The following is a 20908-nucleotide window of genomic DNA, read 5'->3' as shown; positions in this document are numbered from 1 at the left end:
ATCATTGCGCAATGACCGTCAACGGTCCAATTCGGATGCCCCGAGGTCCGTGGCGGGCGCGGTTTTATCCGCGCGAACGGCATTGCGGGCCATAACAACCCAAGCATGGCAGATGGCCGCAAAAAGAAAACAGACCCATCCCGACAATTCGAAAATTTCCTCAAGATGCTGGCTGTATTGAAGGGTCAGGATTTTCTTGTCGAGGAAATCGCCCACCAGAACCGAAGCGGCCCCTACGACGAGGAAGAAAAAACGCCACGTGCCGGCGAAATCAAGAAGCGTTCGTTTCCTGTTCGGAATTTGCGTGAACCAGACGCGCGCCTGAAAAGCCAACGACACAAGGATGCCCGCGACGATAACGATTTCAAGCCCGCGCGTCAGGGCGAAAGGCACCCCGTAAATGCCGCCCCAGGCAATCTCTCTTCCGCAGAACCATATGGCGAAGCCGGTCAGAACGACGCCGAGCCAGCGTTCGAACATGCCTATTTCCGCCCGCCGAAAAGCGAGCATCCAAACACCGGCGGAGAGCACCAAGACCAGCGCCTGAGCCGTTTCGAACGGCCCGGTTTCGGAAGGGTCCCAACCCGCACCGGTCGAAATCTTGTAGAGAACGGCGTTGAACGCCAGCACCGACAAGATGAAAAGGCTCGCTCTATTTCGGCCCATATGCACGTATTCTCATAAGCTTCCGGCCCGCGGATTCGCTTTTTCATAATTGCAAGGACGACTGACAACGCCCAAGGGATGCTATTTTCCGTCGACGGCTAACAGTCACAAATGCCAGGCAACGTTCACGTTTAGCTGATTCGTCAAGGCGCGATCGATCCACGCCCCATATCCGCAAAACAGATCGAACCGCCGTCGAAGGTGCCGCGGCAAGCCCGGCTCTCGGTCCGGTTCATCCAGAATATCGTGAACGGTTCGGAATATTCCGGCAATCCCGGGAAGCACCGACAATTACGGTGCCGCTCGCTCAACGATATCCGGGAAAATTGGTGGAGCCGAGGGGAATCGAACCCCTGACCTCTGCAGTGCGATTGCAGCGCTCTCCCATCTGAGCTACGGCCCCACTTTGGATGTGGCGGCATTTAGGGGAGTGCCGCCACACCTGTCAAGGGAACATTTCCGTCACGGCGCGACGTCGGCGAGCGCATGAATTTTCCCTCGCTGCTTGCAGGCGCGGCCCACGACCGCTACATGAATGAACAATCCAATTCGCCTTGTTTCCTGCGGGAGTTCCCCGGTCTATGCGTGCAATCCTCGACGTCCTTCTCCTGGTGCTTGATCTTTACACCTGGGTCATTATCGCCAGCGCCATTTTCTCCTGGCTTTACGCATTCAATGTCGTGAACCCGCGAAATCAGGTCGTCTCGATGATCGGCCAGGCTCTCTATTCCCTGACAGAGCCGCTGCTGCGGCCCATTCGCAATATCATTCCCTCAATCGGCGGGCTTGACCTTTCCCCCATCGTTTTGCTGCTCGGCGTCTTTCTCGCGCAAAACGTCATTATCCGTTACGTCTACCCGAATGTTTTCTAGCTGGCCGTGACAATCACGTCCGGGCGTCCCTGGCAGGAAACGGACCGCGGCGTCCGCCTTTTCGTGCGCGTCACGCCGAAAGCCGCGAAGGATGGGATCGACGGGATAAGGACGCTCGACGACGGGCGGGCCGTCATTCAGGTTCGCGTAAGGGCAGTTCCGGACAAGGGCGCCGCCAACAAGGCCGTTCTGACCGTGGTTGCCAAGGTGCTTGGTTTGTCGAGGTCCTCGGTAACGCTGGAAAGCGGATCCACATCGCGGATCAAAACACTGCGCGTTGACGGAGATGCGCAACGAATTGCCGCATCGCTGACAGCCTTGACGGGATCGGGCTGAGTAGGGTGCCACATCGTTCGGCCCGAGCTTTCGAAGCCTCAAGGCCGCAAGCACCATGCCGTTTCAGGAGATACGCATGACCGCCAAAGTCATCGATGGAAAAGCCCGTGCCGCAACTATCCGCGAGTCCGTCAAGGCGGCAGTAGCAGCCATCAAGGCCGGCCACGGGTTCGAGCCCGGACTTGCGGTTGTGCTGGTCGGCGAAGATCCGGCGAGCCAGGTCTATGTCTCGAGCAAGGTGCGCCAGACAGAAGAGTGCGGAATGCGCTCGATCGAGCATCGCCTCCCGGCGGATACGCCCGAAGCCGAATTGCTTGCGCTCGTTCGCTCGCTTAACGAAGACCCCTTCGTGGACGGCATTCTCGTGCAGATGCCGCTTCCGTCCCATATCGATTCCGATGCTGTGGTGCTCGCTATCGACCCGGCCAAGGATGTCGACGGTTTGCATCCCGAAAATGCCGGACGCATCGTGCTTGGCAAATCCGGCCTCGTGCCTTGCACTCCGCAGGGCTGCATCATCCTGACCAAAGACGCGCTTGGAGACGATTTATCCGGCATGAACGCCGTGGTGCTCGGCCGCTCGATCCTGGTCGGCAAGCCGGTGGCACTTCTCCTGCAGAACGAAAATTGCACCGTAACGATGGCGCATTCGCGCACCAGGGACATCCCGGCGCTTTGCCGGCAGGCGGATATCCTCGTCGCCGCGGTCGGGCGGCCCGCGATGGTCAAGGGTGACTGGATCAAACCGGGAGCGACGGTGATCGACGTCGGCATCAACCGCGTCGCGGCACCGGAAAAGGGTGAAGGCAAGACAAAGCTCGTCGGCGACGTTGCCTATGCGGAGGCAACCGATGTGGCAGGCGCCATCACGCCCGTGCCCGGCGGCGTGGGCCCAATGACGATCGCCTGCCTGCTGGCGAACACGGTGCGGGCTGCATGCCGGATCCGGGGAATTGAGGAACCAGCCCTTTGACCCGATGCTCGGCGCCTCACTCGTCCTCGAGCTTTCGGGCCTCGTCCGGCAACATAATGGGAATGCCATCGCGCACCGGATAGGCAAGCTTCGCCGCGCGCGAGATCAGCTCCTGCTTTTCGGCATCATACTCAAGCGTCGTCTTGGTGAGCGGGCAGACAAGCAGCTCAAGAAGCTTCCTGTCGATCGGCCTGGGGGCCGCGCCTTCCGGCGTGGCATCGGTATCACGCATAAGAACCTCGCTCCCGATAATATTTTCTACTGCAGACGGCCGCCATCCTCGCCACCGCGCGCAAGATGCACTTCCGTCAACGCAACGAGAGCATCCGCCCGCGCCTTCAGATCCCCGGCTTCGAGAAGCATCTGCTTTTCCGCGGGTCCGTAAGGGCTCATCATCGAAAGGGCGTTCACGAGCACTTCGGTGCCCGCGCCACGGATGCTTTCCCAATCCGCTTCCAGGTCGTTGGCGGTTAGGTAATCATCCAGCGTCTTGATAAGCGCGTCGCGATCCACCTGATTTTCGCCATGGCCGGGGCGGAAATCGTCGGCAAAACGCTCAGCCGATATGGACGCTATGCGAAAAGGAGTTACCGATTCCAGTTCCTCCACCACATCGAAACGGGCAATGCCCGTGAGCGTAACAAGATAGCGCCCGTCACCCGTTTCCTGAAAGGCGACGATCCGTCCCGCACAGCCCACCTTGCGCAGCGGCGGAACCTCCGCGCTTACGGCACCCTGCACTTCGTAATCCGGCTGGATCATGCCGATGATGCGATCCCCCTTCAGTGCGGCATCGATCATCGCCACGTAGCGCGGCTCAAAGATATTGAGCGGCATCTGGCCCTGCGGAAGCAGCAACGCCCCCATCAGCGGAAACAGCGGTATCGTCTGCGGTAGATCCGCCGGCTTGTCAAAGCTGGCATTGCCCGCAAGCATCGAATTCTCCTCAAGGTACAGCCAGGCGCACAGCAAAAAACGCTAAAGACGAAATGCAGCGCCGTCAGCACCCGATACGATTACGAAAACAGAATGGACGACAATTTGCGCCGGCCATAGTTCGTCGCCGGATCCTTTGCGCCCCAGGCGTCGAAGAACTGAACGAGCTGCTTGCGAGCCTCATCATCGTTCCATTCCCGGTCTCGGCGAACGATTTCAAGAAGATGATCGACCGCTCCGGTCTTGTCACCGCGTGCATTCAAGGCGACGGCAAGGTCGAATCGCGCCTGATGGTCGCTCGGATCGTCTTCGACACGCGCCTGCAATTCCGCAAGATCTCCCAGAGACTCCGCCTGTTCCGCCAGTTGGATCGCCGCGCGGGCGGCAGCCACGCTCGGGTCGTCCGCAGCCGCCTCCGGCACCATCCCCAGGGTTTGCTTGGCGCGTGCGAAATCGCCAAGCCCAAGATAGCATTGGGCAAGCCCTGCAAGCGCCGTCGGGTTTTCATTTTCCATGGACAAAACAGCGCCATAAAGCTGTGCGGCTTGGCTCCAGTCCCGAGCCGCGCGGGCGGCCTCGGCTTCCTCCAGAAACTTTTCGGCATCGGAAGGGCCGACCGGCCCCGCCAGTTTCTCGATAAAGCTCTTGACCTGGCTTTCCGGCTGGGCGCCCATGAAAGCATCGACCGGGCGACCATCCTTGAATGCCACGACGGCGGGAATCGACTGGATGCCCATCTGGCCCGCGACCTCGGGATGCTCGTCGATGTTCATCTTGGCAAGAACGACAGCGCCCCTGGCGTCGTTCACGGCCTTTTCCAGCGTGGGCGTCAACTGCCGGCACGGCCCGCACCACGGCGCCCAGAAATCGACGAGGACCGGGCGGGAGTGCGACGCTTCGATGACGTCCTGCATGAACGTCTGCGTCGTTACATCGCGAACCAGGTCGCCACCGCCTCCGCCGTTCGAGCCGGAGCCGCCTCCGTTCATACCGCCGTTACCCAGGGTCCCGCCAAGGGAGCCGCTCACTGAAAAGCCCTGACCGCTCATCGTCTTTACTATCCTGTGGATCCCGGAGCGCGTCTCGACCATGAGGCAACGGACGACGCGCGTCTCACTCGTTGACTTTTCGCATACACCTTGCCCAAACAGGAAACCGATTTGGACAAGCAAGCTTCAAAAGAACCGCGCATCTCGCTTCACGCGGCGAATTGTTCAAGGCCTAACATGGGGCGAGAGCCGTTGAAATACAAACCGGCGTCTTTTCGATCACGACGCCGAATGACTAACGGCGATGACAAGCGGGTCGTGACCGCAGGCACGAACGAATTTCAGGAGATCTTCATTCGATATGGCCGTCGTCGCATCGTTTCGCAGCGGGTGATAGTTGAGCAGAGGCTCTCGCATCATCGCTTCATCCAGAACAGGCGTGACGCGCCGCGCATCACGATCGTTGATCAGGGCGAACGGCGTTACGGACCCGGGCTCCACACCAAGCGTTTCCATCAACAAATCCGCCTTGCCGAATGACACCCGGCCCTGCGCACCGATCTTCTGGTGGATCGTCTTCAGGTCGACTTCCGCGTCGTGCAGCAGAACCACGAGGAAAAGGCGCCCCTTCTTGTCCTTCAGGAACAGGTTTTTCGTATGTCCGCCCGGGATTTCCGCGTGCAAGGCCGAAGACTCCGCCACGGTAAACACCGGTTCGTGATCGACGGTACTCGTTTCGATTCCCAAGTCGGCCAGAAACGCAAGAAGATATTCCCGGGTGGACGGCATGTGGCAAACCTTGTTCTTTTCAGCGCAGCAGTCTTCGAAAGCCGCCCGACATTGCAAACTGTGGAGTTTTAGCCGTTGCGGCTTGCCCTCATCAAGCCCCGGCTGAAGGAGCCCAGATAGGGCAATCCGAAAATGTCCACCGTTCATCCACAAGCGAGAACGGATTGCTTATTCGTGAAAAATGGTGGTTGCATTCACGCGCGGCTTGGTTCATATACAGCCCACTTCGGCGCGGACATGACGCCTTGCCGGACGGAGCGTGCGGGTGTAGCTCAGGGGTAGAGCACAACCTTGCCAAGGTTGGGGTCGTGGGTTCGAATCCCATCGCCCGCTCCAAATTCCTTTCCCAGAATTCGGTATATTTACAGACTCGCAATACATTTGCGGGTCGTTTTTGTATTGTCTCCGATGGATTGCAGCCGGATTTCGTCGACACAAAAAGAAGCCTGCACATCCAGCGCACGAGCCTCCATTATCCAGTCCCACGCTTCAGGCAGGCAGTGCCAAATTTCAGTTCCCAGCCTTCGTCGTCGCGACTCGAGGTTCCCCTAAAACGAGGACCGAGGCAGCGAGAAGCCCGGCAGAGTACAGCGCACACTCCGACCGCGCGGCCAGGCGAGTACCTGACGCCGCATCCAAATGAAAACCGCCCGCCGGTTACCCGACGGGCGGTCGAAAAATCGCAGGATCTGAGACCCTTCGGGCGATTATTACTTCTTCAGAAGCTCAACCGGATCAGCGTCTTCGACGTTGGTCCAATGGTTGTTGGCTTCCTTGATCTTGCCCGGGATGTCTTCGTGCCACAGCTCGACGACCTTCTCGTTCAGGTTCAGGTAGAGCTTGCCGTCGACGATCTTCCAGAGGCGCGGGTCACCGTCGAACTTCAGGCCGAGGGACAGGCCGTAGGCGCAGTACCCGCCGTACTGCGGAGCGTACTTGGCCGGATCGGCGTCGAAGGTCGCCTTGTTTTCCTTGCTGGTGAAGCGGTAAACGGCACCGTTGTAGACCGAGGTGATGTCGGTGCGGCCGTCCTGCGGCTCACCGGCCTTGAAGTAGGAAACCGGATCGACACCGCGCAGGGCGAGGCCCGTGGAGGTGGCGTTGACGTCGAAACCTGCGGCCCAGGCGTTGACGGTGAAAGCGGCGACGGCGGCAGCCGTGATCAGACCGGTGCGGATGAAGTTCTTCATCTGGAGTTCCTTTCCGACGGCACCTACCCGCCCAAGGGCGAACGCGATGCCGCAATTGTGTACCAAACGGTTCCGAATTGGTCGTGCAATTCGACCGAATTCGTGGCACAAACTATCTTTAGGAACCATTCGGTACAAAACACATGCGCGTGATTTCGATTTGTAGCTCCCAATCCGATGCAGGCTTGTCGTCAGCCCGCCTCTCGCGCTTGCCGAAATCTCGTATTTTCACAAAATGGTGGGAAGAAAGGCGAAACGGGCGATCCTCACCCCTCACGCCGGAGCCGCCTGCTCATATTGGAAATTCAGATGGGTCGACCGCGCCAATTCGAGACTGATGCCGCCCTTGAACTGGCGATGCGGGTGTTCTGGTCGAAAGGTTACGAAGCGACGACGCTTCCGGACCTTCTCGGCGCCATGCGGATATCCCGCGGTTCGTTTTACAAGGCTTTTCATGACAAGCGAGCGGTCTATCTCGCGGCATTGGAGCGGTATAACCGAACGAGGGTCGAAGAGACCGTCACCATGTTGCAGTCGCCGGGCACGGGAACCGGAAAGGAGCGCATCGAATCGCTTTTCAAGGCGCTTTCCGAACGTCCGGACAGAAGCGGCTGCTTTCTTTGCAACGCCGCCGTGGACCGAGCGCCGCACGACCCCGAAATCGAAGGACGCGTCAACGCGATGGTGCAACGCCTGGAGCAGGGGTTTCGCCGTGCGCTCGAAGGGGACAGACCGGATATCGAACCTTATTTACTCGATGAGGCCGCGAAATCGCTTGTCGTGAGCTATCTTGGCCTGCAGGTGCTCGATACTGCCGGGCTGAACGCACAAATGGCGGAGAGCTGCCGTTTGCAGGTGAAGAGGATGCTGGAGGCGGCCGTCGGAGAGGGCAAGACCGCACAGAGGTCGGCAGCAACTGCGGTCAACGCAAATCCTTCAGGAAATGATAGCGCCTGATACCACCGCCGACCGTCTTGTTGTTCGCGGCATCGGCGACTTCTTCCCTCGCAAGCGTATATCCGGCTTTTTCATAGAATTTCAGCGCCGCTGGCTGCAATTCGGATGTGCTTAGAACCAGGCGGCCGAACCCCTTGTCCCGGACCACATCCTCGGCATGCGAGATCATGCGGCTTGCCAGTCCGCTGCCTCTAAATTTCGGCGCGAGATACATTCGCCGAAGCTCCATCTCGCCGCTTCCGGCTGGCTCAAGCCCGTAAAAGCCGGCAAGCTGACCGCCACTTTCCACGACCCAGAAGCTACCCTGACGCTCACCATAATAGTCTTCGATCCGGTCGACCTCCGCGGCCAGGGACAGTTCGATATAGCGTTCGAACGCGTCCTGCCTGTCCGAGGGGGCAAGCTCCCTGTTGATGAGAATAAAAAGCGCCCGAACATCTTCCGAATCCGGGCGCTGAAACGGGCGTATCGATATTCCGTCCATATAAGCCCTCGCTGTCGCCGCCATAAAATGCGACAGGCGAAAGCGGGAAGCGAAACACAATCAGGCGATCATCAGCCTGGCAGCGGGATAGGCGAGGTATCTCCAAGGATCGACCAGCCGCGCTGGACCGAGGGACGATTCGCAATTTCGACATACCACCGGCGAACGTTCGGATATTCGTTCAGGTCGACCGTCTGCATGGGATGGCGAGCAACCCAGGGCCAAATCGCCATATCCGCGATCGTATAGTCCTCGCCCGCGGCATAGGCGGCTTCGCCCAGGCGTCGATCGAGAACGGAATAAAGCCGCTTTGCCTCGGTCAAATAGCGATTGGCGGCATAGTCGGATGCGCCGGGGTTATAGTGAATGAAATGCATGGCCTGGCCGAACATCGGCCCGACACCGCCCATCTGCCACATGAGCCACTGGATGACGCTCCAGCGTCCCGCTTCATCTTTCGGCAGGAACTTCCCGCTCTTTTCGGCGAGATAAAGCAGGATCGCGCCGGATTCGAAGATTGTTTGCCCCGTGTCGCGATCGCGGATCGCGGGAATCTTGTTATTCGGGGAAAGCAACGTGAATTCGGCCGAATACTGCTCGTTCTTCGCCAGGTCCACGCCCTGAATCTCATAGGCAAGGCCCATCTCTTCAAGCGCGATGGAAGGCTTGCGCCCATTTCCGGTGGTCCAGGTGTAAAGTTCGATCATGTGAAAGCTCGGCTCCGGCTGCGGATTGACCCGCCACAGCACGACAGGCGGACATCTCCTGTGGTCATGACGGCAGTTTCACAGGCACTTATGGGATTATGGTTTCTATTGTAAACTTGATATATGTCTGATATCGCAATTTCGTGTATCCGGCCGGTAACCGGAATTCCGTCGGCCCGTTCATGAAGGAAAATCGGCATGCCGCTCAAAGTCCGCAAGAACCGTGGCCCCAAACCACCTCAAGAATGCGCCCTCACCGAATGCATGACGATTATCGGAGGGGCCTGGACCACGAACGTCATCTGGAGCCTGCGGGCAGGGCCGCGCCGTTTCAGCGAGCTGAAGATCGATATTCCTCCCATTTCGCCGAAGGTTCTTACCCAGCGGCTGAGGGAGCTCGAGGAGCGAGGCGTCATATCACGGCAGGTCAAGCCCACCTCGCCGCCCTCCGTGGAATATTCGCTCACCGAACTGGGCGCGGAGTTAATCCCCGCCATCGAGGCGATCGTCAACGTCGGATACAAGCTGAAGCACGAAGGGCGGATGCCGAATATCCAGCCGCAAGCGGCGGAATAGAAAGGCGCCGCCCCCCACGCGCGAACCGGCGCCTTATGTAAGCCGCGCGGCTTCAGGCCGGCGTGGTGTGGAATATCTTGGTCAAAAGACGCCAGCGACCATCGATCTTCATCAGCGTGATCAAGTCGACATAGCCAGTCGAACCAAGGACGCCGCTGACACGAGCAAAAGCGGTGTTCGGGCCTCCGAATTCGATGGAATGTATCGTTGCGATCTTCTCTTCTCCCCGGCTTGCCGGGGATTCACGCTTTTCGATAACGGGGATGTATTCATCCATCGTGCGCGTCATCACGCCGCCGGCATCGGTCGACATGGCGTATAGCGCGCTCTCGTGAAACACTTCCGCGATACGTTTTTCGTCGGTGTGGTGCAGAGCATCCAGGTAGGTTTCAAGAACCTGCAGGACTTGCGAATAATCGTTGCTCATTGAGGAACTCCGGAAATTTCGAGAAGTCGATCCGCCGGAGAGCTAGGCAATAAGCTTTATAATGTAAACTTGGTTTCCATTGGAAATTGCAGAATCGGGTATCCGCCGGGTAACGCGTTCTGAGCAGCCCAAGGGCAACATCAAAGCCTTCTCAATCGCGGGTTCCCGGGCGGGCTTTACTGTCCACCGTGCGCATGAGCCAGGCTTCCGTTTCCAGAAACAATTCGGGCCGATTCGTCGCAATGGCGAGTATCATCGCACCTTGCAAGCTGGCGATCACCTGCCCCGCCTTTAGTGAAGCCGCAGGCTGGTCCGAGCCCGCGGGGATCAGGGCTTTTTCCGTCCAGCCGACAAGCCAGTCGAAATATGTCCCGATCCTTTCGGCCAGAGGCTTCGGCAGGTCGAGCGCCTCTCCCCCCAACACGCAGGCGAGGCAGACCTTGCCCTCCTTGAGCGTGGCATCGTGATAGCTGGCACAAAGACGGGAGATCCTGTCGGCAACCGTCTCGTCAGGATCGTCGGGCGCACCTATCTGCGCGGCAAAACGTTGCTGATACCGCTCGATGACCGCATGGCCGAGATCCACCTTATGCGGGAAGTGGTAATGCACGCTTGCGCTCTTGATGCCGATCGCCGTTGCGATTTCGCGAAAGCTGACCGCCTCGAATCCACCCTCCCGCATGCGCGCTTCCGCCACATCGAGGATTTCCGCCGGCCGTCCTGAATAATCTGACAAGGTCATCCCAAAGGTATCTATCACCCGATAGGTGTTGACAAGAGGCTGCATTTGCGCATTTTATCTACCTATCGATAGATAGTTAATATCGATGGAGAAAATTCCCTCATCATCACAGGAGTTTAGCCAATGAAACAAGGATGGCTACGCTCGCTATTCCGGCCGAATCCAACAACCAAGGAGAAGCAGATGAAGGTTTACGAGTTCAAGGGTTTCGCGAATCCGGCGCGTGTTCGCATCGCACTTCACGAAAAGGGCCTGTTCGACGAGGTCGAATTCGTTCACGTCGACGTACCGGGCGGCGAGCATCGCACGCCCGAGTTCCTGGCGAAGAACCCGTCAGGCGTCGTTCCCGTCCTGGAGCTTGCGGACGGGACGCAGATTTCCGAAAGCACGGCGATCACCGAATACCTCGATCATGCCGCCGGCGAGCCGACCCTGACCGGCAAGGGTGCAAAGGAGCGCGCTTATATCCACATGCGTCAGCGCAAGATCGAGGCCGGGCTTCTGGAAGCGATTTCCCATTATTTCCACCATGCGACCGAAGGCCTCGGCCCGCAGAACTACGCCCACAAGAACAAGGAATGGGGCGAATACCAGAAGACGGTCGTCCTCAAGACCATGAAGGCGATGGACGAATATCTTGCAAAAAACGCATATCTCGCCGGCGGTGAATTCAGCGTCGCGGACATCACGGGAATGGCGGGCTTCGCGTTTTGTGATTTCGTCAAAGTTGAAACCCCGGCCGAACTGACGCATCTGAACGCATGGAAGCAGAAGGTCTTCTCGCGTCCGAGCGCGAGTGTCGCCGCATAAGGCAACGATAGCCGAGGGAACAATCAGCCATGGAACTCAATGCCGATTTCTCGAAACGTGTCTCGATGCACGCCGAGAAGATCGAGTGGCAGGATTCGCCAATCAGGGGCGTATCCCGCCGAATGCTCGACCGGATAGGCGACGAGGTCGCCCGTGCGACGACGATCGTGCGGTATGACCCGAACAGCAAGTTCTCTGCCCATGTGCATACCGGCGGAGAGGAGTTCATCGTCCTGGACGGTGTTTTCCAGGACGAACATGGCGATTATCCCGTGGGCACCTACGTGCGCAATCCACCGCAGTCGAAACATACGCCAGGGTCCGAACCAGGTTGCACGATCATGGTAAAGCTCTGGCAGTTCGACCCGCAAGACCGCACCCACATCCGCATCGACATGAACAAGATCGGCTCCGTTGCGGACCCTGATCGGCCCGGCGTTTGTGTCACGCCTCTTTTCAAGGACGAGCGCGAAGACGTGCGCCTGGAACACTGGGCGCCCGGTGCGGAGGTCACGGTCGAGGCGGATGGGGGGGCGGAGCTTTTCGTCCTTGACGGGAGCTTTGAGGAAGCCAGAGAAACCTTCAGCCGCCATTCATGGCTGCGGGTGCCGATCGGCGGCACGGCTACCGCCAAAGCCGGCCCGGAAGGTGCGAAGGTCTGGATCAAGACGGGCGGCCTGAGGTTCGTCGAGCCGCCGAAGGCCGGTTGAGGAACGATATGGACGAATGGCGCTGCAAAGGCCGTTCGTCCTTGTCGGCGTTGACAAACTTCGCTGATAATACGGCATGACACGCCGTAATCTACCATCATTCAAAAAGCTGCGCGCCTTCGAGGCCGCCGCACGCCACCTCAGCTTCAAGCTCGCGGCGGAAGAACTTGCCGTAACGCCAAGTGCTATAAGTCATCAGATCCGCGCTCTGGAGAGCGAACTGGGCGAAGCCTTGTTCAAGCGCCATACGCGTGCCCTGAGCCTGACCGATGCCGGCGCCGCCTATGCCAACTCATTGAAAGCGGCATTCGACGACATCGATGCAGCAACGGCTCGAATTCGCGCCCATCCGCGACGCACCTCGCTCCGCGTTGCGCTCTTGTCCTCTTTCGCCACCAACTGGCTCGTTCGGCGCCTGGGCGCATTCAGCGCCCTCCATCCGTCGATCGAGGTTTTCTTGCTTCCCTCTGTCGGCCTGGCACGCCTGGAGCATGGCAATGCCGATATCGCGATACGTTACGGTAAAGGCGATTGGGCAGGGCTCGATGCCCGCCTTCTAGCTGCGGAAACCCTTACGCCAGTGTGCAGTCCAGCCTACAGGAGCGCCAACGGGGGGATGCGAGCCGTCGAAGACTTGAGCAATTGCACGCTGCTTTTCTCCCATTCCGAAAATCCGATGGAATGGCCGTCGTGGTGCGGGGTGGCGGGCATTGAACTCGCCGGCGCAAAATGCCGTTATCTCCACGACTACAACATCGTCCTTCAGGCTGCGGAAGACGGACTTGGCGTCGCCATGGGCCGGCGCTGGCTGATCGGCGACCGGATTCGAAAAGGCAGGTTGGTCGTGCCGTTTCCAGACATGACATTTGGCGGAAAGATCGGACATTGGATCGTAACAAGCGGCAAACCGACGCCGGAAGCCGCCATGTTCGCCGACTGGATCTCCAAGGAGGCAGCAAACGTGACGAGTGAACTGGATTTATCCGTTCCCTGAAAACTTCGCGTTCGTCGCATGAAATGAATTTCCATATGGTCTCTCCGAGTTTCCCTGGAGAAAGATCATGCCAAGTACCATTGCCGCCCGGCTCGAATCCCTGGGCCATCGCCTCCTCTCGGCCTCGGCGCCGGCAGCGAACTACGTGCCGACCACGCGTCATGGAGGGCTTCTCCTCGTTTCCGGCCAGATCTGCCAGGAAAACGGCGAAGCAAGGTACATCGGGAAACTCGGCAAGGACATTTCGCCCGAAGACGGCCGCAAGGCTGCCGAACTCTCAGCCCTCAACGTGATCGCCCATATCGATGCCGCGGTCGGTGGCGATATCGAACGCGTCGAGCAGGTGCTGCGCCTCGGCGGCTTTATCAATTCCACACCGGAATTCACCGCCCAACCGCAAATCCTGAACGGCGCATCCGACCTGATGGTCGACGTGTTCGGCGAGCGTGGACGCCACGCACGAACGACCGTTTCGGTCGCATCCCTGCCGCGCGGCGTCGCGGTGGAAATCGATGCGATCGTGGCGATAAGGAACTAGGAATATGACCTTGTCCGAAAACGATGTCGAGCGGTTGCGAGCGGACACGCCCGGCGTCGAAAACGTCACCCATTTCAATCATTCGAGCTGCTCTCTGCCATCGAACCAGGTGCTCCGGGAGGTTGTCGGCCACCTGTACCGGGAAGCCGCATCCGGACCGAGCGAAGTGGGCATTCTGGCGGCTGCCGACGTGCAGGCGACGCGCGATGCCGCAGCTCAGCTTCTGAATGCCTCTCCAGGCGAAATCGCGCTTACCGGCAGCGGATCGCAAGGGTGGGGTGCCGCATTCGCCGCCTTGCCGCGCCTGAAGCCCGGGGACCGGCTGCTGACCTCACGGCACGAGTGGGGCGGCAATCTTTCCATGATGAGGCGGGCCGCCGAGCGTTCGGGAGCAACCGTCGAATTCATTCCATGCCGCACGGACGGAACCGTATCTCCCGAAGCGCTCGCGAATATGATCGATGAACGGGTGAAACTGGTCGCACTGACATGGCTGCCGGCGAATGGCGGCCTGATCAACCCCGCCGCCGAACTGGGAAGGATTACCCGCGCCGCCGGAGTTCCCTATTTCGTGGATGCCGGCCAGGCACTCGGGCAGTTGGAAACCGACGTGAATGCGATCGGCTGCGATGTCCTGAAGGGGGCCGGGCGAAAGTTTCTGCGAGGGCCGCGCGGCACGGCGATCCTCTATGTACGGGATTCGTTTCTCCGTTCGCTTGACCCGATGACCTGCGACGTCCTTTCGGCGCCCTGGCTGGATGGAGGACCCAGGCTGAGGGAGGATGCAAGGCGCTTCGAAACATCCGAAAACTCCTTTGCCTTGCAACTCGGCCTTGGCGAAGCCATCAGGCAGGCGCTCGAAATCGGCATCGCGAACATCCGCGACCGGATCGAGACGCTTTCGCAGAAACTGAGGGCCGAGTTGTCGGAGATGGCAGGCATTGCTCCGCTTGATCTTGGAACCGAGAAATCGGGGATCGTGAGTTTCTCGATTCCCGGCATGCCGGCGGCGGAAGTGCGAGGCCATCTTGCGCGCAACAACATAAACGTTGCAGCGATCGCCGCCGCATATTGCCCTGTGGACATGGCCGAGCGTGGCCTTTCAGAAGTCGTCAGGGCATCGGTCAGCTACCTTACGACGGAGAGTGAGATCGACCGCCTGACGGACGCCTTGCGCCAACTGCGGGCAACCCGATCCCGCGACCTCGCCCCGCAATCTCAGTAACCCGCCGCCAATGAGCCCTGCCTGCGCGGATCGCTGGCGCCTTGCAGGAAATCCTCACCGATCAGGATCGACTGCGTCGAGCCCATGGCGTTCTTCACTGCAATCGTGTGGCCCATCGCCTGAAGCTTTTCGATCGTATCGGGCGAAATGCCCTCTTCGACACGAATTTCGTCGGGAAGCCACTGATGGTGGATACGCGCCGCCGCCGTTGCTTCGGCGACATTCATTCCGTGATCGACCACATTCATGATGACCTGAAGGACGGTCGTTATGATCCGGCTGCCGCCCGGCGAGCCCGTCACGAGGAAGGGTTTGCCATCGCGAAATACGATGGTCGGGCTCATGGAGGAGAGAGGACGCTTGCGCGCCTCCACCGCATTGGCGTCACCGCCGATCAACCCGTAGGCGTTGGGCACGCCCGGCTTTGCGGAAAAATCGTCCAGTTCGTTATTGAGCAGAACACCGGTTCCCGGTGCCATCATCCGTACGCCGTAGGAGAAATTGAGCGTATAGGTGTTCGAAACCGCGTTGCCTTCGGCATCGACCACGGAAAAATGCGTCGTCTCGTTGCTCTCGTAAGGTGTCGGGTCGCCAGGCTTTATTTGCGCGGATTCCGATGCCGCGTCAGGATCGAAGTCGCGCATCCTCGCTTGCGCATATTCGGGTGAGGTCAAGCCTTTGACCGGGACGTCCACAAAATCGGGATCACCCAGATATTCGGATCGGTCGGCATAAGCACGCGTCATGGCTTCGGCCATCACATGAATTGTCTTCGCCGAGTTATGGCCGCTGGACGCAATATCGAAGGGCTCGAGCATGTTCAGGATTTCGACGATATGCACACCGCCCGAGGAAGGTGGCGGCATGGAGGCGATCTCATAGCCACGATAGGAGCCGGTGACGGGCTCGCGCCAGACGGTTCTGTAATTTTGCAGGTCTTCGGCGGTCATTACCCCGCCGCCGGTCTGTACCCGTTCGGCAATTGCCCTGGCGACCTCTCCCTCATAAAAGGCCGCTGGGCCGTCCTGCGCAATTTTTTCAAGCGTATTCGCCAGATCCGGCTGCCTCAGAATATCGCCTGGCTCATAAAATCCACCGGGCTTGTAAAAAACGTCGCGCGCAGCTTCATCTCTGGAAAGCTGCGTGAACACCTGCTTGAGAGAGCCGGAAAGATCGTCCGATACCGTAAATCCGTCTCGTGCAAGCTTGACCGCCGGTGCAATCACTTCAGCCAACGACAGCCTGCCGCTTCCGAATCTGCGATGCGCCTCGTAAAGGCCCATCACCGTTCCGGGCACTCCGACGCCAAGGCCCGAAAAGCGTGACTTCTCGCTGTCGGCATTACCCTCCTCATCGAGAAACATATCCCGAAAGGAAGCCACAGGCGCCATTTCACGATAATCGAGCGCGAGCGTTTCACCGGTTTCCGCCATATGGACGATCATGAAACCACCGCCGCCCAGGTTCCCGGCCCGGGGCAAGGTGACCGCAAGCGCAAAACCCACGGCAACCGCCGCGTCCACCGCGTTGCCACCCTTTTTCAGGATTTCGACACCAACCTTGGTCGCAAGCGCTTCCTGGCTGGCGACCATGCCGTTCTGCGCAAAAACCGGGTGGAATCTATCAAGACCGGAAAGGATCGGAGTTGATTGCGTGAAGGCGGGAGAGGGCGCCAAGGCGACGCCGACGATTGCGAACGCAGCGAAAAGTTTCCTGATCATTGGTTTCATGAAACGGCTTTCCTCATCCCTTGCGTGAATAAATATGCGGCATCGGGAAAATCCCAGCGGATCGATTTTGACATTTGGCACCCATTCGCAGTTGGACTCGTGATCAAATGTCAAAATCAAAAGATCCGCTGGAAACAAATATTTAGCTAGTGGTTTTTGAAATTCCAACATTTGCAATAGAGTTCGCGGGAGGGGAATGCAAATGTTGGAATCAAACCACTAGTCTGTCGCGAGCGGCTATCGCAGGCTACCCTTGGTATGAATTTTCGCTTGTTGTTTCGTTCGGCAATGGAGTCCTGAAATGCGTCTGCCAGACAAGGCAAATTTCTGCATCGACCTTTCTCGCGAACTGATATTCGCCGCGGCGGTATTCGCGCTTTTATCAACATCGGTGGCCGAAACATGGGCAGCGGGCGACCCCGCGGAGGGCGAACGCCTTGCCCGGCAGTGGTGTTCTGCTTGTCATGTGGTCGCCGATGATCAGAAGAGCGGGACGGAAGCCGTGCCGAGCTTTACCGAAATTGCCGAAACACGCGGCTTCAACGAGGCGACACTGGCAGGCTTCCTAGCCGATCCGCACCCGAAAATGCCGGATATGAGCCTGACCACCCGTGAAATATCAAACCTCACAAGCTATATCCTGAGCCGCGCCAGATAGCCCCGAAACCAGCCGCGCGGCAACTTTTCTGCAAACCAAAAGGGGCGCCGATGGCGCCCCAAATGATCCCGTGACCGTGCATGGTCAGCCGTTGGCGTAATACTGGCCGCCGTTGATCGACATCACCGCGCCCGTCATGAAGCCTGCCTCATTGGAGGCCAGATACCGGACGGCCGCGGCGATTTCCTCCGCCTTGCCGAGGCGCCCGACCGGGATACCGGAGATGATACCCTCAAGCACTTTTTCGGGAACCGCCGCCACCATGTCCGTATCGATGTAGCCGGGGCAAATCGCGTTCACGGTGATACCCTTGCGGGCATTTTCCTGCGCAAGCGCCTTGGTGAAACCGATAACGCCCGCTTTCGCCGCGGAGTAGTTCGCCTGGCCAAGCTGGCCTTTCTGCCCGTTGATCGAGGAGATATTGATAATGCGGCCATGGCCGCGCTCACGCATTCCCTCGATCACAGGCCGCGTCATCGTGAACATGCTGTCGAGGTTGGTGCGGATCACCGCCGACCAGCTTTCGTAGTCCATCTTGTGGAACCAGCCGTCGCGGGTGATGCCGGCGTTGTTCACCAGAACCTCGACCGCACCCAGATCCGAAACGACCTTTCCGACGCCATCGACGCAAGCCTGCGGATCCGAGACGTCCCACTTGTAGACGTGGATGCCCGTTTCGGCCTTGAAGGCTTCCGCGGCTTCCGTGTTGCCGGCATAGGTCGCGGCCACCGTGTAGCCGCCATCCTTCAGACCCTTGGAGATCGCGGCGCCGATGCCTCGCGTGCCGCCCGTGACGATCGCAACGTTACTCATTCCGTTTCCCCCTGAAGGCTGATTGTTTGCCGGGTGTAAATACCCGGTTTTTCTGGCGGGAGCGGTTCACCCCCGCCATGACTTTTGTCAAACCCGGCTGATACGAAAGGCTATTTTCGCCCTACCGCTCAACGCAAAGGGCGATGCCCATTCCACCGCCGATACAAAGGGTGGCAAGGCCCTTCTTCGCGTCGCGCTTGCCCATCTCGTGCAGGAGCGTCACGAGAATGCGTGCGCCGGAAGCCCCGATTGGGTGACCTATGGCGATCGCGCCGCCGTTGACGTTCACGATATCGGGGTTCCAGCCAAGGTCATTGTTGACCGCGCAGGCCTGGGCGGCGAATGCCTCATTCGCTTCGACGAGGTCGAGATCGTCGACCTTCCATCCGGCTTTCTCCAACGCCTTGCGCGAAGACGGGATCGGCCCTGTACCCATGATCGAGGGATCGACACCCGCCGTCGCCCAGGATGCGATGCGCGCAAGCGGGGTGAGGCCACGCCTGGAAGCTTCAGCCGCCGTCATGAGAACAAGAGCCGCAGCGCCATCGTTGATGCCCGAAGCGTTGCCGGCCGTGACGCTGCCGTCTTTCGTGAAGGCGGGACGCAGCTTCGTCATGCTGTCGAGCGTCGCGCCATGGCGGATATATTCATCGTCCTCGACGAGCTTCTCGCCCTTGCGTTCCTTGACGGTGACCGGGACAATCTCGTCCTTGAACCGTCCCGCCTTTTGCGCGGCTTCCGCCTTGTTCTGGGAGGCAAGCGCGAATTCATCCTGCGTGTCGCGCGACACCTGGAACTTCTGAGCGACGTTTTCCGCCGTCTGGCCCATGTGGTAGCCGTTGAAGGCATCCCATAGGCCATCCTTGATCATTGTGTCGATCATCTTGTAGTCGCCCATCTTGTGACCGGCGCGAAGATGCGCGCAATGCGGCGACATCGTCATGTTTTCCTGGCCGCCGGCAACGATGATCGACGCATCGCCATTGGCAATCTGCTGCATGCCGATCGCAACGGTGCGCAGGCCCGATCCGCAGACCTGGTTGAGCACCCAGGCGGTGGAGCTTTCCGGAAGGCCGGCGGCGATCGCCGCCTGGCGGGCCGGGTTCTGTCCCTGTCCGGCCGTCAGAACCTGGCCGAATACGAGCTCGTCCACTTCCGCAGCGTCGACCTTGGATCTGTCGAGCGCTGCCTTGATCGCAACGGCTCCAAGTTCATGCGCCGGCATATTGGCAAACGATCCGTTGAACGATCCGACCGGCGTGCGCGCGGCGCCCACAATCACAATGTCATTTGAAGCGCTCATGAAAACCTCCGCAATGATGTCCTCCCGGGACGCGGGCACGCCGCCCCCTTGTTCTGTTTTCGCAACGCACCCATCCCTTCGACTAGAGACCGTCGGCCCGAGTTAGTCAACCTGATGTGCGCAAGGTCCGTCGTTGATATTCCGTCGCCCGCCTTATCCTCTTTCCTGCCTTTCCTCGCCTTGCCGCGCCATTCGCAATTGATCGCGTTCGCAAAGCGGGTGCTGAAAAGATATGTAAAAACTATGGTGCGAACGGCCAAGGTTGGCTTATCGTGGCCGTGGAGGAAGCAGGACGGTCGGCAACGGCGCGATCCGGACCTGCCTATCGAAACGCCTGGAACGCGCAGGATCGGATCCGAAGAAACATGGCCAAGACGAAAGAGCCGACAGTCATCAAGAAATACGCCAACCGGCGACTCTACAATACCGGAACGAGTACTTACGTCACGCTTGAAGACCTGGCGGTGATGGTAAAGGACGAGGAGGATTTCATCGTCTTTGACGCCAAGACCGGTGAGGATATTACACGTTCTGTCCTAACTCAGATCATCTTTGAACAGGAGAACAAGGGGCAGAACCTTCTGCCGATCGCTTTCCTGCGCCAATTGATACGGTTTTACGGCGACAGCCTGCAAAATGTCGTGCCAAGCTACCTGGAATTTTCAATGTCGGCACTAACGAAAGAACAGGACAAGCTTCGCGAGCAGATGTCGCAGGCTTTCGGCACGACGGCACTCGGCGCGATGGAAGAGCAGGTCAAGCGCAATACGGAGATATTCGAGCGCGCGATGCGCATGTTCATGCCCTTCGGCGGTGCCGGCGACGATGCGGACAAGGCGGCAACGAAATCGGGCGGGGAATCCGCCGACGACCTTGACGATCTGAAGAAGCAACTTGCCGACATGCAGAAGAAGATCGACGCGCTTGCGGGCGACAAGAGCTGAGCGATGCCACCAGGCCGTTCGCCTGGCGGCTATTGAAAGATGTCTGTCAGCCGCAGTCAGGCGTCTTTCCTATCGCCTCGATGCCGGCTACGGCAGCCGCCTCGTCGTTATCGGAAGTATCGCCGCTGATCCCGACCGCGCCGAGGGCTTCTCCGCCTTTGCCGTCGCGAATGAGCACACCGCCGGGAACGGGCACGATCGCGCCGCCGGATGCGCCATTGAGCGCCTGGACGAAATGCGGCCTCGTTTCGGCATTCGCGTTCAGCCAGCGCGTGCCGGTTCCAACGGCAAGAGCGCCATAGGCTTTGCCGGATGCGATCTGCGGACGCATGATCGACGAGCCGTCCTGCCTGGAAAGGGCAACCAGATGCCCACCGGCATCGAGCACGGCGACGGTCAGCGGCTTGAGTTTCAATTCCGCGCCCTTGGCGAAAGCGGCTGCAATCACCTTTTCCGCCATGGAAAGAGTGAGTTTGCTCATCGGCGATTATCTCCTTAGGGTCCAGGCGTTAATGTCATTGTGATCCCGGCGGTCTGGC

General features: G+C 59.2%; 26 protein-coding genes and 2 tRNA genes. 13 read left to right on the top strand and 15 right to left on the bottom strand.

Going from position 1 to position 20908, the window contains the following annotated elements; translation table 11 throughout:
• Positions 1-18 precede the first annotated feature (18 nt).
• Together HPQ64_RS04875 and HPQ64_RS04870 are read right to left on the bottom strand one after the other, a co-directional pair.
• Positions 19-666: a hypothetical protein gene (locus HPQ64_RS04875; RefSeq protein ID WP_172887218.1), complete on the bottom strand. Its 648-nt coding sequence runs from the start codon at positions 664-666 to the stop codon at positions 19-21.
• A gap of 327 nt (positions 667-993) precedes the next feature.
• Positions 994-1069 (bottom strand) — tRNA-Ala (locus HPQ64_RS04870).
• 178 nt (positions 1070-1247) lie between these two features.
• Between HPQ64_RS04870 and HPQ64_RS04865 the strand changes: the two genes are divergently transcribed.
• From HPQ64_RS04865 to folD, 3 genes are all read left to right on the top strand, one after another.
• Entirely contained in the window at positions 1248-1538 is a 291-nt protein-coding gene (locus HPQ64_RS04865; protein ID WP_172887217.1) for a YggT family protein, read from the top strand.
• 6 nt (positions 1539-1544) lie between these two features.
• Positions 1545-1874 carry a DUF167 family protein gene (locus tag HPQ64_RS04860; protein ID WP_343035920.1) on the top strand — a complete coding sequence of 110 codons (330 nt, stop codon included), beginning with the start codon at positions 1545-1547 and terminating at the stop codon, positions 1872-1874.
• A 76-nt stretch (positions 1875-1950) separates the two neighbouring features.
• The gene (folD, locus tag HPQ64_RS04855) at positions 1951-2847 is read left to right on the top strand and encodes a bifunctional methylenetetrahydrofolate dehydrogenase/methenyltetrahydrofolate cyclohydrolase FolD (RefSeq protein WP_172887216.1); all 897 of its coding nucleotides are present in this window, start codon (positions 1951-1953) and stop codon (positions 2845-2847) included.
• 16 nt (positions 2848-2863) lie between these two features.
• Here the strand turns inward: folD and HPQ64_RS04850 are convergent, their stop codons facing one another.
• From HPQ64_RS04850 to HPQ64_RS04835, 4 genes are all read right to left on the bottom strand, one after another.
• Entirely contained in the window at positions 2864-3079 is a 216-nt protein-coding gene (locus HPQ64_RS04850; protein WP_172887215.1) for a Trm112 family protein, read from the bottom strand.
• 26 nt (positions 3080-3105) lie between these two features.
• Positions 3106-3783, bottom strand: coding sequence for an LON peptidase substrate-binding domain-containing protein (locus HPQ64_RS04845; protein WP_172887214.1), 678 nt, complete (start codon positions 3781-3783; stop codon positions 3106-3108).
• A gap of 80 nt (positions 3784-3863) precedes the next feature.
• Positions 3864-4832, bottom strand: coding sequence for a thioredoxin (gene trxA / locus HPQ64_RS04840; protein ID WP_172887213.1), 969 nt, complete (start codon positions 4830-4832; stop codon positions 3864-3866).
• A 219-nt stretch (positions 4833-5051) separates the two neighbouring features.
• Positions 5052-5561: a prolyl-tRNA synthetase associated domain-containing protein gene (locus HPQ64_RS04835; protein WP_172887212.1), complete on the bottom strand. Its 510-nt coding sequence runs from the start codon at positions 5559-5561 to the stop codon at positions 5052-5054.
• Positions 5562-5822: 261 nt separating this feature from the next.
• On the opposite strand from HPQ64_RS04835, the gene HPQ64_RS04830 reads away from it, so the two are divergent.
• Positions 5823-5897, top strand: a tRNA-Gly gene (locus HPQ64_RS04830).
• Positions 5898-6271: 374 nt separating this feature from the next.
• On the opposite strand, the gene HPQ64_RS04825 is transcribed toward HPQ64_RS04830, so the two are convergent.
• The gene (locus tag HPQ64_RS04825) at positions 6272-6751 is read right to left on the bottom strand and encodes a YHS domain-containing (seleno)protein (RefSeq protein ID WP_172887211.1); all 480 of its coding nucleotides are present in this window, start codon (positions 6749-6751) and stop codon (positions 6272-6274) included.
• Between the two features lie 309 nt (positions 6752-7060).
• On the opposite strand from HPQ64_RS04825, the gene HPQ64_RS04820 reads away from it, so the two are divergent.
• Positions 7061-7708: a TetR/AcrR family transcriptional regulator gene (locus HPQ64_RS04820; RefSeq protein WP_172887210.1), complete on the top strand. Its 648-nt coding sequence runs from the start codon at positions 7061-7063 to the stop codon at positions 7706-7708.
• Here the strand turns inward: HPQ64_RS04820 and HPQ64_RS04815 are convergent.
• On the bottom strand, positions 7674-8192 hold the full coding sequence (locus tag HPQ64_RS04815; protein ID WP_172887209.1) for a GNAT family N-acetyltransferase: 519 nt from the start codon (positions 8190-8192) through the stop codon (positions 7674-7676). The two genes, HPQ64_RS04820 and HPQ64_RS04815, sit on opposite strands and share 35 nt — an antisense overlap.
• A 71-nt stretch (positions 8193-8263) precedes the next feature.
• Entirely contained in the window at positions 8264-8941 is a 678-nt protein-coding gene (locus HPQ64_RS04810; RefSeq protein WP_343035919.1) for a glutathione binding-like protein, read from the bottom strand.
• 156 nt (positions 8942-9097) lie between these two features.
• Here HPQ64_RS04810 and HPQ64_RS04805 point away from each other — a divergent pair, with 156 nt between their 5' ends.
• Complete coding sequence (locus HPQ64_RS04805; RefSeq protein ID WP_172887208.1) at positions 9098-9475, top strand: winged helix-turn-helix transcriptional regulator; 378 nt, start codon at positions 9098-9100, stop codon at positions 9473-9475.
• Between the two features lie 52 nt (positions 9476-9527).
• Here HPQ64_RS04805 and HPQ64_RS04800 read toward each other — a convergent pair whose 3' ends face one another.
• Both HPQ64_RS04800 and HPQ64_RS20565 read right to left on the bottom strand, forming a co-directional pair.
• Positions 9528-9902 carry a nuclear transport factor 2 family protein gene (locus tag HPQ64_RS04800; protein ID WP_172887207.1) on the bottom strand — a complete coding sequence of 125 codons (375 nt, stop codon included), beginning with the start codon at positions 9900-9902 and terminating at the stop codon, positions 9528-9530.
• A gap of 151 nt (positions 9903-10053) precedes the next feature.
• Positions 10054-10644, bottom strand: coding sequence for a TetR/AcrR family transcriptional regulator (locus HPQ64_RS20565; protein WP_172887206.1), 591 nt, complete (start codon positions 10642-10644; stop codon positions 10054-10056).
• A gap of 183 nt (positions 10645-10827) precedes the next feature.
• Between HPQ64_RS20565 and HPQ64_RS04790 the strand changes: the two genes are divergently transcribed.
• From HPQ64_RS04790 to HPQ64_RS04770, 5 genes are all read left to right on the top strand, one after another.
• Positions 10828-11454: a glutathione S-transferase family protein gene (locus HPQ64_RS04790; protein ID WP_172887205.1), complete on the top strand. Its 627-nt coding sequence runs from the start codon at positions 10828-10830 to the stop codon at positions 11452-11454.
• 29 nt (positions 11455-11483) lie between these two features.
• Positions 11484-12164 carry a cupin domain-containing protein gene (locus tag HPQ64_RS04785; RefSeq protein WP_172887204.1) on the top strand — a complete coding sequence of 227 codons (681 nt, stop codon included), beginning with the start codon at positions 11484-11486 and terminating at the stop codon, positions 12162-12164.
• 76 nt (positions 12165-12240) lie between these two features.
• Entirely contained in the window at positions 12241-13158 is a 918-nt protein-coding gene (locus tag HPQ64_RS04780) for a LysR substrate-binding domain-containing protein (protein WP_172887203.1), read from the top strand.
• A gap of 67 nt (positions 13159-13225) precedes the next feature.
• Positions 13226-13696: a RidA family protein gene (locus tag HPQ64_RS04775; RefSeq protein ID WP_172887202.1), complete on the top strand. Its 471-nt coding sequence runs from the start codon at positions 13226-13228 to the stop codon at positions 13694-13696.
• A gap of 4 nt (positions 13697-13700) precedes the next feature.
• Entirely contained in the window at positions 13701-14921 is a 1221-nt protein-coding gene (locus tag HPQ64_RS04770; protein WP_172887201.1) for an aminotransferase class V-fold PLP-dependent enzyme, read from the top strand.
• Here HPQ64_RS04770 and ggt read toward each other — a convergent pair.
• Positions 14915-16651, bottom strand: coding sequence for a gamma-glutamyltransferase (gene ggt, locus HPQ64_RS04765; protein ID WP_172887200.1), 1737 nt, complete (start codon positions 16649-16651; stop codon positions 14915-14917). The genes HPQ64_RS04770 and ggt overlap by 7 nt on opposite strands.
• A 301-nt stretch (positions 16652-16952) precedes the next feature.
• On the opposite strand from ggt, the gene HPQ64_RS04760 reads away from it, so the two are divergent.
• A complete protein-coding gene (locus tag HPQ64_RS04760; RefSeq protein WP_210260092.1) occupies positions 16953-17309 on the top strand; it encodes a c-type cytochrome in 357 nt (118 codons plus the stop codon).
• 84 nt (positions 17310-17393) lie between these two features.
• On the opposite strand, the gene phbB is transcribed toward HPQ64_RS04760, so the two are convergent.
• Positions 17394-18122, bottom strand: coding sequence for an acetoacetyl-CoA reductase (gene phbB, locus HPQ64_RS04755; protein WP_172887199.1), 729 nt, complete (start codon positions 18120-18122; stop codon positions 17394-17396).
• Positions 18123-18243: 121 nt separating this feature from the next.
• Positions 18244-19425: an acetyl-CoA C-acetyltransferase gene (locus tag HPQ64_RS04750; RefSeq protein ID WP_172887198.1), complete on the bottom strand. Its 1182-nt coding sequence runs from the start codon at positions 19423-19425 to the stop codon at positions 18244-18246.
• 365 nt (positions 19426-19790) lie between these two features.
• On the opposite strand from HPQ64_RS04750, the gene phaR reads away from it, so the two are divergent.
• Entirely contained in the window at positions 19791-20369 is a 579-nt protein-coding gene (gene phaR, locus HPQ64_RS04745; RefSeq protein ID WP_172887197.1) for a polyhydroxyalkanoate synthesis repressor PhaR, read from the top strand.
• Between the two features lie 46 nt (positions 20370-20415).
• Here phaR and HPQ64_RS04740 read toward each other — a convergent pair whose 3' ends face one another.
• Complete coding sequence (locus HPQ64_RS04740) at positions 20416-20850, bottom strand: GlcG/HbpS family heme-binding protein (protein WP_172887196.1); 435 nt, start codon at positions 20848-20850, stop codon at positions 20416-20418.
• Between the last annotated feature and the right edge of the window lie 58 nt (positions 20851-20908).

This window comes from Hongsoonwoonella zoysiae, assembly GCF_013266695.1.
Lineage (GTDB): Bacteria > Pseudomonadota > Alphaproteobacteria > Rhizobiales > Stappiaceae > Hongsoonwoonella > Hongsoonwoonella zoysiae.
Note: the sequence above shows the minus strand (reverse complement) of the source record. Positions and strands in the feature narration are given on the sequence as shown.